The organism is Alphaproteobacteria bacterium, assembly GCA_019746225.1.
Lineage (GTDB): Bacteria > Pseudomonadota > Alphaproteobacteria > Paracaedibacterales > VGCI01 > VGCI01.
In genome coordinates this window covers 81,100-95,400 of the sequence record JAIESE010000026.1, presented here as the reverse complement: position 1 = coordinate 95,400, position 14,301 = coordinate 81,100, and the positions used below count along the sequence as shown (strand labels likewise).

The following is a 14,301-nucleotide window of genomic DNA, read 5'->3' as shown; positions in this document are numbered from 1 at the left end:
GTGAGTAAAATTATCTAATAAATTTATTTTTAAGAGTGTGGTTTTTTTGACTCTATATGGTCAAATATGTAGGAAAACTCTGAAGAAAACAGGGGCTTGAAATTTATCTCATTTCATCTTAGGTACAATACATATATAATGTAACAATGTTAATGAAGGAGTATTTTATGGATAATAATAATGTTCCCCCTCTTGAGACGGGCACAGCCGAAGACTTAGAAAAAATGGCTGAAGAGTTAGAAAAGAAAGCTGAAACCGAGACGCAAGAATTGACAAGCTTGGAAGGGGAAGTTGCAAATCTTAAAGACCAATGGCTGCGGGCTATGGCTGAGACGGAAAATTTACGTCGTCGGGCGACAAAAGATCGTGAAGAAGCTTTGAAATATGCAAGCGCCAATTTTGGGCGAGATATGCTCGCGATTGCTGACAATTTACGCCGTGCGCTGGAGAGTTGTGGTGATGTGGAGGCATTGCCTGAATCTGTAAAAGCATTGATTCAAGGGATTGAATTGACAGAAAGTGCTTTGTTATCAACATTTGAGCGGCACGGCATAAAAAAGATAGAACCTTTAAATGAGAAGTTTGATGCGAATTTGCACCAAGCCATGTTTGAAGTTGAGGATGCCAGTGTCGCTGCAGGAACGGTGGTTCAAGTATTGCAAGTTGGTTATAGCATGCACGAGAGGCTCTTACGTCCGGCAATGGTTGGTGTGTCTAAGGTTACAGGGAATTAGGCGTGACTAACTAAAGTTTATGCCATTATTAGATGATCTACTGCAATTTCCTGCGAGACCAAAAAAATGATGCAAAACTTGATTTTATAGCCCAATTGATATATATTGTTAGCAGTTAAGTTAAGATGCTGCTAATTTTTGGTGGAAATTTTTTAGGAGAATATTAAATGGCAAAAGTAATTGGGATTGACTTAGGTACGACAAACTCTTGTGTAGCTGTCATGGAGGGCAAAAATGCTCGTGTTATAGAAAATGCAGAAGGAGCACGCACTACTCCTTCAATGGTTGCATTTGGAGAGAATGGGGAACGCCTTGTTGGCCAAGCAGCGAAACGTCAGGCTGTTACAAATCCAGAGAATACACTGTTCGCGATTAAACGTCTGATTGGTCGTCGTTTTGATGACCCAATCACAAAGAAGGACATGGATCTTGTACCTTATAAAATTATTAAGGGTGAAAACGGAGATGCTTGGGTTGATGGACGGGGTGAAAAATTTAGCCCGAGCCAGATCAGTGCTTTTATTCTTCAAAAGATGAAAGAAACAGCAGAGGCGTTTTTGGGAGAAACAGTAACGCAAGCTGTGATCACTGTCCCTGCTTATTTTAATGATTCTCAACGTCAAGCAACAAAAGATGCTGGGCGAATCGCCGGTCTGGAAGTATTACGCATCATTAACGAGCCGACGGCAGCTGCGCTGGCTTATGGCCTTGAAAAGAAAGGCAGTGGGATCGTTGCGGTTTATGACCTAGGCGGCGGTACCTTCGACATTTCCATTCTAGAAATTGGGGATGGTGTATTTGAAGTTAAGGCAACCAATGGCGACACATTCCTTGGCGGTGAAGACTTTGATGCATGCATTATGGACTTTGTTGCTGATGAGTTTAAGAATGAGCAAGGAATTGATTTGCGCCAGGACAAACTGGCGTTGCAACGGTTAAAAGAAGCTTCAGAGAAAGCCAAGATTGAACTTTCTTCAGCGATGCAAACAGAGATCAATTTGCCTTTCATTTCTGCAGATGCTGCAGGTCCAAAGCATTTGAATGTGAAATTGACCCGTGCAAAATTAGAGTCTCTCGTCGCCAAGTTGATTGAGCGTACAATTGCTCCTTGTAAGGCTGCATTGAAAGATGCAGGTTTGACCGCAGATAAAATTGAAGAAGTGATTCTTGTTGGCGGTATGACCCGCATGCCCAAGGTCATGGAGACTGTAAAATCAATTTTTGGTAAAGAGCCGCATCGCGGGGTCAATCCAGATGAGGTTGTCGCAATTGGTGCGGCGATTCAAGGTGCTGTTTTGCAAGGGGATGTGAAAGATGTTCTCCTTCTCGATGTAACTCCCCTGTCTTTAGGAATTGAAACGTTGGGTGGCGTGTTTACCCGATTGATTGAGCGCAATACGACCATTCCAACCCGAAAGAGCCAAACCTTTTCCACGGCAGACGACAACCAAACGGCTGTGACGATCCGTGTGTTCCAAGGGGAACGTGAGATGGCTGCCGATAACAAAATCTTAGGTCAATTTGATCTGGTGGGGCTCCCTTCGGCTCCTCGAGGTGTGCCTCAAATTGAAGTGACTTTTGACATTGATGCGAACGGCATTGTGCAAGTATCTGCAAAAGATAAGGCAACCGGGAAAGAACAGCAAATTCGGATTCAAGCCTCTGGGGGATTGTCTGAAGCTGACATTGAAAAGATGGTTCAAGAAGCGGAAGCGAATGCTGAACTTGACAAACAACGCCGCGAGATGGTGGAAGCCAAAAATCATGGGGAGGCTCTTGTTCATTCTACAGAAAAATCTTTGACCGAACACGGTGATAAGGTCAATGCGGAAGAAAAAGCTGCAATTGAGGCAGATCTTGCTGCCCTTAAGACTGCTCTCGAGGGTGAAGATGTGGCGGATATTCAAGCCAAAACGCAAAGCCTTGCAACTTCGGCCATGAAAATGGGCGAAGCCATGTACAAGGAAATGCAAGAGAAAGATGCAGCAGCGGGAGCGGAAAGTGCTCCCGAAACGGACGGCGCCACGGTCGTGGACGCTGAGTTTGAGGATGTTGAAGAGGAATCAAAGAAAAAAGCAAAGTAGGGGGCGTGACCAACGTTTCAGAGTGTGGTAAAGAAATAGTAGGAATTAATATTACAGTCCTCAAAATTTGGTCATTGCGAGGAGCGAAGCGACGTGGCAATCCATGCATTTGATTTTTCGAAGTTTTTGGTGCTGCAAGGTGTTGAAAATACATGGGTTGCTCCTTCGCTCTCCTTAGCTATGCGCTTCGGCGCAACGTCTCGCAATGACGACAAACATTTTTTGGCCGAGTTGTGCAAGCTGTAAATTTGGGCAGAGTTGAAAATTTATAAACTTTAGTAAAGATACCTAATGGCAAAACCTAAACAAGATTATTACGAACTGCTCGGCGTTTCTAGAAGCGCGAGTGCGGACGAGATGAAAAAAGCCTACCGCAAACTGGCCATGCAGTTTCACCCCGACCGAAATCCTGACAACAAAGAAGCTGAGACAAAATTCAAGGAAATATCAGAAGCTTATGAGGTCTTAAGTGACGATCAAAAGCGCGCTGCATACGACCGGTTTGGTCATCAAGCCTTTGATGGCGCAGGCGGCGGGGGTGGTTTTCATCCTGGTGCCGGCGCGGGCGGTTTTGGCTTCGACTTTTCTGATATTATTGATGAAATGTTTGCTGGCATGGGGGGTGGACGCCGCACTGCCGAGGCAAACTTGCGCGGATCCGACATTCGTTATAATGCCGAAATTACCTTAGAAGAAGCCTTTAATGGCACCAATCCTCACGTTAAATATATGACAGCTGCATCTTGTGACTCATGCAAAGGGTCTGGGGGAGAAGGGGGCGCAACGCCCATAGTTTGTACCAGTTGTCAGGGGCGCGGGAAGATCCGAACTCAACAAGGGTTCTTTACCATCGAGCGCCCTTGTCATACATGCCAAGGAATTGGTCAAACAATAGAAAAACCATGCAAAACTTGCCAAGGAACGGGACGCGTTCGCCGTGAGAAAGAGTTGGATGTCAAAATACCAGCAGGTGTTGAAGATGGCACCCGCATTCGGGTCGCAGCTGCTGGGGAAGCGGGTGTTCGAGGTGGAGAACCTGGAGACCTGTATGTTTTTGTGAGCATCAAGCCTCACCGATTCTTCCAAAGAAACGGCCCAGATATCCATTGTCGGATTCCGATCGTGATGACAACGGCCGCCTTGGGGGGTGAACTCGAAGTGCCCACTATCGACGGTACACGAACCAAATTGAAAATTCCAGCTGGCACGCAAGGGGGTCATCAATTCCGCCTTCGGGGCAAGGGCATGAATATTTTCAGAAGGTCCGGCGCTCGCGGAGATATGTATGTAGAAGTGCTTGTTGAGACGCCAATGAACTTGACGAAACGTCAGCAAGAGCTCTTGCGCGAATTTGAAACTGACAGCAAACAAGAATCCACTAGCCCCCAATCCGCTGGCTTCTTTGCCAAGATGCGCGACCTTTGGGGGTGAGGGGGGTAAGAATATTGTTTCATATCACCTGAAAGCCATTTCACAAGGTTATGTTTCAGAATTAATTTGTCATTGCGAGGAGCGCATGCGACGAAGCAATTCAGGGGCTAAGCATGGGTTCATTGCCCCTTTTCTAACCGCATACCACATCTGAATCACTCCTGCTGCCTTTGAATTGCCACGCATCCCCGACTCTTCCAGGTCGTACGGGGGGCTTGCAATGACTGACAAATATTTTAAATGTATACGCCAATCCAAATATACAGATGTATACAAATGAAAGTTAAATGTGATTCCATCACTCCCCCCATTCATGGAGACCCAAATCATCATTTAGGCCTCAAATGCATTGAATTTTAATAAAATTGTCCAAAAGAAGGTTGTGCGAAATCCTCAAGGATGATAATTTTTAAGTAGGACGTGGACGACTATTGAATTATTGAGGTGTTGACTATGCTTTTGGTGAATCGCCACTCCTTTTTCCATTTTATAATCATTCCCTTGCTTCTTTTGGCTTTATCTTTGGTAGGCTGTAAGGAGAAAAAAATTAAAGACAAAGAAATCATTCGATCCGTGAAAACGCTTCTCGTTACCCCAGCGTCATCCTCTGGAACGCGTCAATTGTCGGGTGTGGTAAGGCCTACGGATGAATCGGATTTGAGTTTTCAAGTTGGTGGTACGGTTGAGACGGTTGAAGTTAAACTGGGTGATTCAGTCAAGAAGGGGCAACTCTTGGCGGCAATAGACCCTCGAGATTTTGAGTTAAAACTCCTGTCTGCTCAAGCCGCTCGGGTGAGTGCAAAGACAAATGTTACGAATGCTTTTGAAGAATTTACCCGAAAAAAGACACTTCAAGAACATGATTTCGCCAGCAAAGCGGCTTATGAAAAAGCAAAATCTCTATATGAGATGGCTGTCAGCAAGGAGAAAATAGAGACTTCAATTGAGGAAGAGCGACTGCGCGACTTGGATCGCACGAAGTTGTTGGCTCCGTTTGATGGGAAAATCTCTCAGCGTCTCATAGAACCCCACCAAGAAACGCAAGCCGGGCGCGTTGTTTTTAAACTTCAAAGCGAAGTGGGGCTTAAGATTGAAGTTCTGGTACCAGAATCTCTCATTCGTGATCTCAAACCAAAACAAGTAGTAAAAGTTGAGTTCCCGACGATGAAGAATTTGCAAGTCAAAGCGGTTGTTCGTGAAATTGGGGCTCAGAGCAATGTGGGAAATGCGTTTCCCGTGACCTTTGACTTGATGGAAACAACAGCAGATTTGCGGGCAGGAATGTCTGCTCAAATTATTTTTGATTCACACATCGAAGGAAAAGAAAATATATATCTCATACCAATTTCTGCCGTTGATACACGTCCTCAATTAGCTCAAAAGCGTGAAAACTTACCCGATGCTGCTGATAAGGTTGTTTCTGTTTTCTTGTTTAATAATGACGGATCAAAGGTTAAACGCCAGGATGTCACAATCCGTAATATTCAAGGCAATTTGATAGAAGTCATCAAGGGACTGAAAGAAGGGGATATCCTTGTCACCGCGGGGGTTCCTTTCTTAGAAGATGGACAAACAGTTACCCAATGGAAACAAAAGTATCGCAGTCCTGAAACGGATCGATGATGAGGATGCTTTAAGATGGACCGTATTACCGAATTTGCCATCAAAAATTCGCGCCTGACGATTCTTTTGATTCTTTTTTTGATTGTCGGCGGGCTCTTTTCATTTTTTACAATTCCCAGTCGAGAAGATCCAGCGATCGTGATCCGCGATGCGCAAGTAACCGCTTATTATCCAGGATTATCTGCGCAGCAAATGGAAGACCTTGTTGCCATACCCATTGAACGGGCCGTCAAACAAGTTCCTGAGGTTGATGAAATTACGACCACGGTTAAAACGGGGTATGTACTTGTACAACCGAAGGTTTATGATCGTTATTTTAATTTAGAACCTATTTGGCAGGATCTGCGCAATAAAATGACGGATCTGAAAGATAAGCTTCCCAAGGAAACAATCGGCCCTTACGTCAATGATGATTATGGTCGTGTTTCTGAGATCACCATCGCTCTATCCGGTGACGGTTTTAATTTGGCAGAGCTGAGAGAAGTTGCAAAAGATCTCCAAGATGCGATGGGACAGCTGGATAGCGTAAGCCGCGTGGATGTTTATGGCATTCAAGATGAGACGGTTTTCTTAGATTTTAATGGGGCCCGTTTGGCCCATTACGGCATTTCCCCTAATCAAATTATGAATACTATTCGATCTCAGAATGTGGTGCTTCCCAGTGGTACAGTTGTTGCGGATGGTCAACGGATCACAATTCAACCCAGTGGGGATTTCCAAAGCCTGGAAGAAATCCGTAATGTCCAAATTCATGTACCTGGGACCAGTCAGAGTTTATTCTTGAGGGACATTGTCGAGGTGAGTCGAGCGTACATTGATCCCCCAAGAAATCCTGTTTATTTTAACAACAAACCCGCTGTGATCTTGGCCTTATCCATGATGGATGGGATGAATATCGACACTTTTGAGCAGGATGTCACCCGCTTTGTGAAGGGGATGAAACCCACTTTACCCCTTGGCATGAATGTCGATTATGCTACCTACCAACCCACTCTTGTTAAAGCGGCTGTTGCAGGGGCTGTGAGTAATTTAAAGCAAGCCATTGCCATTGTATTATGTGTGGTTATTCTATTCCTTGGATTAAGAACCGGGTTGATCGTTGGGACTCTTGTACCGTTAACGATTCTGATGTCGATTGTTGTCATGTCCTTTATTCATGTTGATCTGCAACGTATGTCGATTGCGGCCATTATCATTTCCCTCGGGTTATTGATTGATAATGCCATTGTGATTGCGGAGGATATGCGGCGACGCATGGATCAGGGGACACCCAAACGAGAAGCTGCGCTTGCCGCCGCCTCCTCCCTTGGTATTCCGCTTCTGTCTTCTACATTGACGACCATTTTTGCCTTTATGCCCCTCATGTGGGCTGACAACGTCACTGGTGAGTTTGTGCGCTCTCTTGGAACGGTTATTATCGTTTCGCTCTTATCATCTTGGTTCTTGGCGATCTATGTTACTCCGACGTTGTGTTATTGGTTCTTGTCAGAAAGAGACGCTCCGAAGCAATCTCATGAAGATATATACAATAAAGGTTGGTATCTTTCTTACACGAATATATTGAAAATCATCATGAATCAAAAAATCATTTTTCTTGGGATAATGGTTACCCTTTTAGGATTCGCTATTTCGGGATTTGGCTCTCTCGTCACGCAAATCATGCCACCATCAGATCGCAACCAGTTTCTGGTGTATTTGGATTTGGCAGCTGGATCCGATATCACAGAAACCGTTAAGGCCACGCGGATTCTTACCGAATGGTTGGAAGATAAGAAGTTAAATCCAGAAGTGACGAGTACGGTTGCCTATGTTGGGTCTGGCGGGCCACGATTTTTCTTGTCTCTGTCACCTGTTAACCCAGACACTAACACAGCCTTCGTGGTGGTCAATACCCGGTCCGAAAAAGACACGAAACCACTCGTCGATCGAACCAATCGCAAAATTGCTGAAGCTATTCCGGAGGTGACGGGGCGGGCAAAGCAAATGTGGTTGGGGCCAACAGAAATTGGCATGATGGAATATCGCATTAGCGGACCTGATGCTGGAACTCTCTTTAAGTTGGCTGATGATTTTGAAAGGGAACTTCGTAACATCCCAGGAATGTTGACCGTGACGGACGACTGGCAGAACCCAGTCATTAGAATTTTGATGAAGGTAGATCAAGCCGGTGCAAGGCGAGTTGGGGTGACGACGGAAATGCTCTCCAATGCCTTGCGGGCTTATTTTGACGGCACTCAAATAACTGATTATCGGGAGGGAGATAAAATTATTCCTGTGATCGTGCGCGGGGAAGAAGACGTTAATACCTTGGATCGTTTGATGACCCTACCGGTTTTGTCCCAAAACAAACAAGTTGTCCCGTTGATCCAGTTTTCAAACACGGTTGGAACCATCGTTCCTGAGAAAATCATGCGCTTCAATCAAGAGAGAACCATTACAGTATCAGCCAAGCACCAGAGGCTTCAAGCGTCTGAACTGCATAAAATGATGCTCCCTGTCATAGCCAAATTTCCCTTCCCTCCAGGGTATAGAATCGAGTATGGGGGAGAGATCGAGGGAGCGCAAAAAGCGAATCTTGCCTTGTTTAAATTCTTGCCCCACGCGCTTGCGATCATCGCCCTCATTCTCGTGTGGCAGTTTAATTCGATTCGACGGGCAGCCATTATTATGCTGACGATACCTCTTGTATTGATAGGAGCCGTATTTGGGCTGCTTGCGACGGGTACTTTCTTAAGCTTTAACGCCATGTTGGGCATGTTCAGTTTGGCTGGGATTATTGTCAACAATGGAATTGTTTTGATCGACCGCATGGATAGTCAACGGGCACTGGGAAGATCCCTAGAAGACGCGGTGATTTCTGCGTGTGTGGTCAGACTCCGACCGATTTTAATGACAACCGTTACGACCGTATTAGGGTTGATCCCGATGGTCATATCCGGTGGGGATTTGTGGTTTGGGATGGCGGTTGTTATGATCTGTGGGCTCAGCTTTGGAACGGCTTTGACTTTAGGAATTATTCCCATTCTCTATTACATTTTCTTTAAGGGTAATTTTAGTTTTTCGAACATCATTCCGAAAAGTTTTAAGCCAAAATGGTTAAAGATTGGACATAAAGCATGAGTCGTACATCAACAAATTCCCCCCAAAACATGCCCTCTAAAAGTCTTACATTTTTCCTAGTAGGAATGAGCGCGCTATTCTTTCTTCTCCCCATTGCAAGGGAGTTTGGCGTGGGTGGCCTTTTCTTTAAAGTGGTCTTTTGTGCCCTTATTATGACATGTGTTTATTTGGTTTCCATAAAGAGATCTCAAGTGATCATTGTCCTCCTCCTTTCTCTTCCAGGAATATTCATGACACTATCCACAGACTCTTTTGAATATTCATTAAGAGAGGTTATGGGTTTGTTTTCGAATTTGGGACTATTCGCCTTTGTTATCTATGCCATTGTGGGCCATATAAAAAGTCACACACAAGTTGATCATCATATAATATCTGGGGCGGTGAGTATTTATTTGCTGATTGGCTTAGCCTGGAGTTTTATCTATATGATCATCGAGCTCATTCAACCGGGTTCTTTTAATGGGATATATTCAAGTGACCATGTGGATGCTAAAAGCATCTCCCAGGTGTTTAACCATTTATTCTATTATAGTTATGTGACGTTGACGACGACCGGCTATGGGAGTATTGCCCCCAAATCGGTTATTGCGAGCGCTTTTTCATCGGGAGAGGCTATTTGTGGGCAACTCTATATGGCCATTGTTATTGCACGTCTTGTGAGCCTCTATACAACTCATGATATTAGGAACTTGGAAAAACGTGGATCTTGAGAGGGTTAGGTGGGGAGAAAAAAGTGCTGCCTTTTCTTTAGAATCGGCAGCACCCGCGTGCTATTTTTTAACAATCGATGGATCAATCCATCCAATGTGCCCATCATCACGTCGATAAACCACATTGAAGTGACCGGACTTTGTATTTTTAAACATCATGACTGTAGAGTCACTTAAGTCCATGAGCATTACAGCCTCACCAACAGAAATTGTTGGGATCTCATGACTCATCTCGGCAATAATCAAAGGTGTATCGGCGCCAGTATCTTCATCTTTTGCATTAATGACGTATTGTTGAGCCGGAAAAGTATCTTCATCCCGAACGCGCTTTTGATCCCGGAGGCGTGTTTTGTACCGGTGGATTCGGGCTTCCATTTTCTCAAGAGCCAAATCACAACTGCGGTAAGGATCATCATCATCTGCATGAGCGCGCACAGTGAAGTGGCGACTGACGTGAACAGATATATCTGTTTTAAATTCATATCTGCCTTTAGAAATGACAACGTTGGCTTCGAGAACATCCCCTAATTGGCGTGTAACGAGTGCTTTGAGGGCTGACTCAATATGCGTTCTTAAGCTTTCTCCAACTTCAATATGCTTTCCAGATGTCGATATTTTCATGTTTCAATTCCCTTATGTTATTATATGAGACTACCAAACGTCTTTATGAATGACAACTGCGTATCTACCTTTATAGATTAAAGACTAAACCTTTCTCCTAAGTAAACACGGCGCACATCTTTATGTGAAATGATTTCTTCAGGGGTTCCTTCCATCAGGACTTGTCCGTTGTGCAAAATATAAGCTCTATCAACAATATCAAGGGTTTCCCGAACGTTATGGTCCGTGATTAAGACACCAATTCCGCGAACTTTGAGATGGAAAATTAATTCACGAATTTCATTCATGGCAATAGGGTCAATTCCAGCCAAAGGCTCATCGAGCAAGAGAAAATGAGGAGATGTAGCAAGCGCTCGGGCAATTTCGACCCGTCGACGTTCGCCACCGGATAACGAAACAGCAGGGGATTGACGCAAATGGCTAATCGCAAATTCATCTAGCAGAGCATCTATGATTTGTTCGCGAAGGTCTTTGGAAGGTTCAACGAGTTCCAAGACCGCTCGAATATTTTGTTCAACGCTCATGCCTCTAAAAATAGAGGCCTCCTGAGGCAAGTACCCGATGCCAAGGCGGGCACGACGATACATTGGTAAATGGGTAATGTCATGACCATCGAGCCATATTCTTCCCATATCGGGAGAAATAAGCCCCGTGATGATGGAGAAGCAGGTCGTTTTTCCGGCACCGTTTGGCCCTAAAAGTCCAATGGCTTCCCCCCGCTGAAGGTGAAAGCTGGCTCCCATTAAAATAGGACGCTTGCTGTAGGTTTTCCCTAAATTCTCAGCGACGAGACCCGTAGGGATTATGGCTTTGGACATGGGGTGCCCCCTTGATTGTCGTTAATTTTTGTATTTCCCATGGGTTCTCTATTTTTATCTTTGGTAAAAATGAGAGCTTGAACACGATTGTCCGTGTTTCGAATGGTGTACTGACCGGTCTTCATGTGAACTTTTCCATATCCACCTTCTAATTGGTTTTCACCGTTGGTAATTTTTACATCCTCAAAGACTTCTGCTGTTTCTTCTTCGGTTGCATAATGGCCCCGCTTTCCTTGGACAATAATGTCCCCAATGATAAAAAATACATTTCCATCTGCTTCTAAGCGAACCACTTTCATAGGGCCATTTTCCCCGTCTTTGGCAAAATAAGCAGTGATTTGGTCTGCCTTTAAAATCTTTACCTTTGAATCGCCAAGCTTTTCAGCAATGGCATTTCCCTTGGCAATACAAACGTTTGTGGTTTGGTTGCAGTCCATTTCATCGGATATGATTTTGATGTTTGCTTGATTGGTGGATACGGGGGGAGAGGAGGGAGTTTGGGGCGTTGCAAACGCAGGACTCAAAAAACAAAGACTGCTCATGATGCGTATAATCCCGTATGTCATTCAGGCTTTTCTCCCTTCATCAAGAGCAGTTGTGCTCCTCCAATAAAGCTTACTTTAGCACCGCGCTCCGTCATACGGAAGCCGCGGGCTTCAATTGTGCCTGCAGGACCATTTCCCCAAACAGCATCATTGCTATGAGCCGTTCCTTGATTGTAGTCAATCCAGGCTTGAGCGGTATGTAAATGATACCCGAGGGAATGGGTTAGGGTCACGTTGCCTACTAAGTGTATTTGGTTGGTCGCTTTATTTAGCTTGCCTGAATCTGATGTTAAAGTCACCCTTTCACCTGAATGTAAATTCAAGTCCATCTTGGGCTGGGTCAAATCAATTTCTTCAGGGGAGGTCTCTACGCCGTGATCAGCTGTAATTGTATAGGGCTGATTCTTATTATCGATGCTCTTATATTCTGGGAGCGTCGCTGTATTATTTGTTTTTGGAACCAGTCGTGTTTGGGCAAGGGTTGGTTTTTGTCCATAGGTCCATTTTTGGAACTGAGGCCAGCCAATCAACACCACTAGGGCAACAAGAGCTATTCCGGGCAGGCTATATTTCAGCCGCTCGATCATCCGACTCCGGCCTTTTAGAGACGGGATGTCGCTCAATTTCATTCGAGGCTTAAAATTGCGCAAGCGGGGGGGGTGCGTGGTCATTTCGTCAACCATACTTTCATTTTCTAAACAATTCCCATACGCAAGAAGTCATGAATGTGAACAATGCCACAAGGTTTGGCAGGTTGATTTAAGGATTCCACCACAAAAAGACTGGTGATTGACTTTTGGTTTAACAAGGACAACGCTTGAGCCATGAGCGTATCGGGGGCAACAACGGCGGGGTTGGGGGTCATGACGTCGATCGCCTTTTGGGTCAGTAAGTGCGGACTCATATGACGACGCAAGTCACCGTCCGTAATCACGCCCGTCAATAACCCTTGCGGATTCGTTACGCCAATGCACCCAAATCCCTTGGCGGACATCTCGAGTAGCACTTCCCCCATGAGGGTATTTTCATCAACGATGGGAAGTTTCTCGCCTTTGTGCATACGATCTCCCACGCGCGCTAAGCTATTGCCCAAATTTCCCCCGGGGTGAAAGATTTGAAATTCGTTGGGGGAAAATCCCCGCAAAGACAGGAGAGAAACGGCCAGCGCATCTCCCAAAGCCATCATCATGGTCGTAGAGGTTGTAGGGGCGAGCCCCATCGGGCAAGCTTCGGCCACTTTTGGTAAGGCCAACACAATCGTTGCCACCTGACCAAGGGTGCCCTTTTCTTTGCCTGTAATGGCAATAAGAGGAATGTTAAAACGACGGGTATAGGTGATAAGGCTGCCCAGCTCTTGCGTTTCCCCAGAATAGGAAAGGGCGATGACCAAATCATCCGCTGTGATCATGCCAAGGTCACCATGGCTGGCCTCAGCTGGATGGACGAAATAGGCAGGCTGTCCGGTAGATGCTAGCGTTGCGGCGATCTTCCGGGCAACATGGGCGCTTTTTCCCATGCCGCTGATGATGACGCGACCAGAGAGGTTCTTAATAAGCTCAACGGCGGTCTCAAAATTCTCATTTAAAGAGTCAGCCAGGGCTTGTAACCCAGCGGTTTCCGTCAAGAGAGCGGTTCTGCCTGTTTCTAATATCGACGATACTTGGCTAACCTTGAGAGCAACAGCTTCCGCCATATAAAGGGCTCCATTCTGATTTGAACATAGTCATTAATGTATAGTGCACTAATTTAACAGAAAAATCAAGAATAACAAGGTTAAGAGTCTTACCTTGAGGGAGAGAATATGTTTGTAATAACCCTAACCTATTTTGCTGATTGACGGGGTATTGCTTCACCATTAAAAATTCAATAATTCTCCCCCCATTATTGCTTCTTTTTTTTTGATCTTAATTGCTTCTTCTTTATCTTTGTGAGTTGTTGAGCTTAGTTCTTCTATTACAGATACGATATCTTTGGTAAGGGGACTGGTTGCTAGTATATTTTGCACACCTAATAAAAAACCTCTATTCAAGTAATTACATGATGTAATCTTTCCTAAAGTCCGAAAGGCCGGAAATATTTTCAAAATGAGGGGCTCATTAATAGAGGGATCGGCCAGCAATTTTGTTACGACTCGAAGATACAAGTTTTGGTCCTCAAGGTCTATGGAGATTAGAATATCACAAAATTCACAGAATATAGCTGTTTTAAGATCGCATAAAGAAGCGGGAATAAGGTTCATCAAGTCATTTAGGGCTTTAAGCCTATGGTCCTTAATTCTTTTGGAAAGGATGTAGTCAAAAACTTCTTCGGTGGCGTATCCAGTTTCCGGTGGATCCATGTGGGATTTTTCGAGATTGTCTTGGGACTTAAGATGATCAACAACCCATTCACACTCACTTTCGCTTAAATCTACGATATCTCTGAAATAACCAAAATTTAACATTTTATATGCGATAACTGGAAACTTTGATATCAAAAAATAGACATGGGGTTGTAAGGGCGGTAATTGTTTTGTAAAAGCAGTTAATGAATTAGGAAATTTAGTAGAATAAAATGTCATGAGGGATTCAGGATTGTTGAAATACATTATTATGGACAACTGTAAGAGGGGAGCG

Annotated in this window: 14 protein-coding genes; 7 read left to right on the top strand and 7 right to left on the bottom strand. The window is 44.6% G+C overall.

Features of this window, described 5'->3' with window-relative positions:
• The first annotated feature begins 167 nt into the window (after positions 1-167).
• The 4 genes from grpE (at position 168) to dnaJ (ending at position 4,249) form a co-directional block, all read left to right on the top strand.
• Positions 168-734: a nucleotide exchange factor GrpE gene (grpE, locus tag K2Y18_05180; protein MBX9805132.1), complete on the top strand. Its 567-nt coding sequence runs from the start codon at positions 168-170 to the stop codon at positions 732-734.
• 167 nt (positions 735-901) lie between these two features.
• A complete protein-coding gene (gene dnaK / locus K2Y18_05175; GenBank protein ID MBX9805131.1) occupies positions 902-2,818 on the top strand; it encodes a molecular chaperone DnaK in 1,917 nt (638 codons plus the stop codon).
• Between the two features lie 93 nt (positions 2,819-2,911).
• The gene (locus K2Y18_05170) at positions 2,912-3,064 is read left to right on the top strand and encodes a hypothetical protein (GenBank protein MBX9805130.1); all 153 of its coding nucleotides are present in this window, start codon (positions 2,912-2,914) and stop codon (positions 3,062-3,064) included.
• A 45-nt stretch (positions 3,065-3,109) separates the two neighbouring features.
• Positions 3,110-4,249 (top strand): molecular chaperone DnaJ, encoded by a 1,140-nt coding sequence (dnaJ, locus tag K2Y18_05165; protein ID MBX9805129.1) that lies wholly within the window; start codon positions 3,110-3,112, stop codon positions 4,247-4,249.
• Positions 4,250-4,318: 69 nt separating this feature from the next.
• Here the strand turns inward: dnaJ and K2Y18_05160 are convergent, their stop codons facing one another.
• Complete coding sequence (locus tag K2Y18_05160) at positions 4,319-4,582, bottom strand: hypothetical protein (GenBank protein MBX9805128.1); 264 nt, start codon at positions 4,580-4,582, stop codon at positions 4,319-4,321.
• 120 nt (positions 4,583-4,702) lie between these two features.
• Between K2Y18_05160 and K2Y18_05155 the strand changes: the two genes are divergently transcribed.
• Genes K2Y18_05155 through K2Y18_05145 form a run of 3 tightly spaced genes read left to right on the top strand, consistent with a single transcriptional unit; the run spans position 4,703 to position 9,702 of the window.
• A complete protein-coding gene (locus tag K2Y18_05155; protein ID MBX9805127.1) occupies positions 4,703-5,872 on the top strand; it encodes an efflux RND transporter periplasmic adaptor subunit in 1,170 nt (389 codons plus the stop codon).
• A 15-nt stretch (positions 5,873-5,887) separates the two neighbouring features.
• Positions 5,888-8,992, top strand: coding sequence for an efflux RND transporter permease subunit (locus K2Y18_05150; GenBank protein ID MBX9805126.1), 3,105 nt, complete (start codon positions 5,888-5,890; stop codon positions 8,990-8,992).
• A complete protein-coding gene (locus K2Y18_05145; GenBank protein ID MBX9805125.1) occupies positions 8,989-9,702 on the top strand; it encodes a potassium channel family protein in 714 nt (237 codons plus the stop codon). The genes K2Y18_05150 and K2Y18_05145 overlap by 4 nt, the downstream gene beginning before the upstream one ends.
• Positions 9,703-9,762: 60 nt before the next feature.
• Here the strand turns inward: K2Y18_05145 and raiA are convergent, their stop codons facing one another.
• From raiA to K2Y18_05115, 6 genes are all read right to left on the bottom strand, one after another.
• Complete coding sequence (gene raiA, locus K2Y18_05140) at positions 9,763-10,323, bottom strand: ribosome-associated translation inhibitor RaiA (GenBank protein MBX9805124.1); 561 nt, start codon at positions 10,321-10,323, stop codon at positions 9,763-9,765.
• Positions 10,324-10,400: 77 nt separating this feature from the next.
• Positions 10,401-11,141, bottom strand: a complete 741-nt coding sequence (gene lptB / locus K2Y18_05135) for an LPS export ABC transporter ATP-binding protein (protein ID MBX9805123.1) — start codon at positions 11,139-11,141, stop codon at positions 10,401-10,403.
• On the bottom strand, positions 11,126-11,707 hold the full coding sequence (locus tag K2Y18_05130) for an LptA/OstA family protein (protein ID MBX9805122.1): 582 nt from the start codon (positions 11,705-11,707) through the stop codon (positions 11,126-11,128). The genes lptB and K2Y18_05130 overlap by 16 nt, the downstream gene beginning before the upstream one ends.
• Positions 11,704-12,357, bottom strand: coding sequence for an LPS export ABC transporter periplasmic protein LptC (gene lptC, locus K2Y18_05125; protein ID MBX9805121.1), 654 nt, complete (start codon positions 12,355-12,357; stop codon positions 11,704-11,706). The genes K2Y18_05130 and lptC overlap by 4 nt, the downstream gene beginning before the upstream one ends.
• Before the next feature lie 23 nt (positions 12,358-12,380).
• The gene (locus K2Y18_05120; protein MBX9805120.1) at positions 12,381-13,379 is read right to left on the bottom strand and encodes a KpsF/GutQ family sugar-phosphate isomerase; all 999 of its coding nucleotides are present in this window, start codon (positions 13,377-13,379) and stop codon (positions 12,381-12,383) included.
• Positions 13,380-13,541: 162 nt separating this feature from the next.
• Positions 13,542-14,246, bottom strand: coding sequence for a hypothetical protein (locus tag K2Y18_05115; GenBank protein MBX9805119.1), 705 nt, complete (start codon positions 14,244-14,246; stop codon positions 13,542-13,544).
• Positions 14,247-14,301 lie beyond the last annotated feature (55 nt).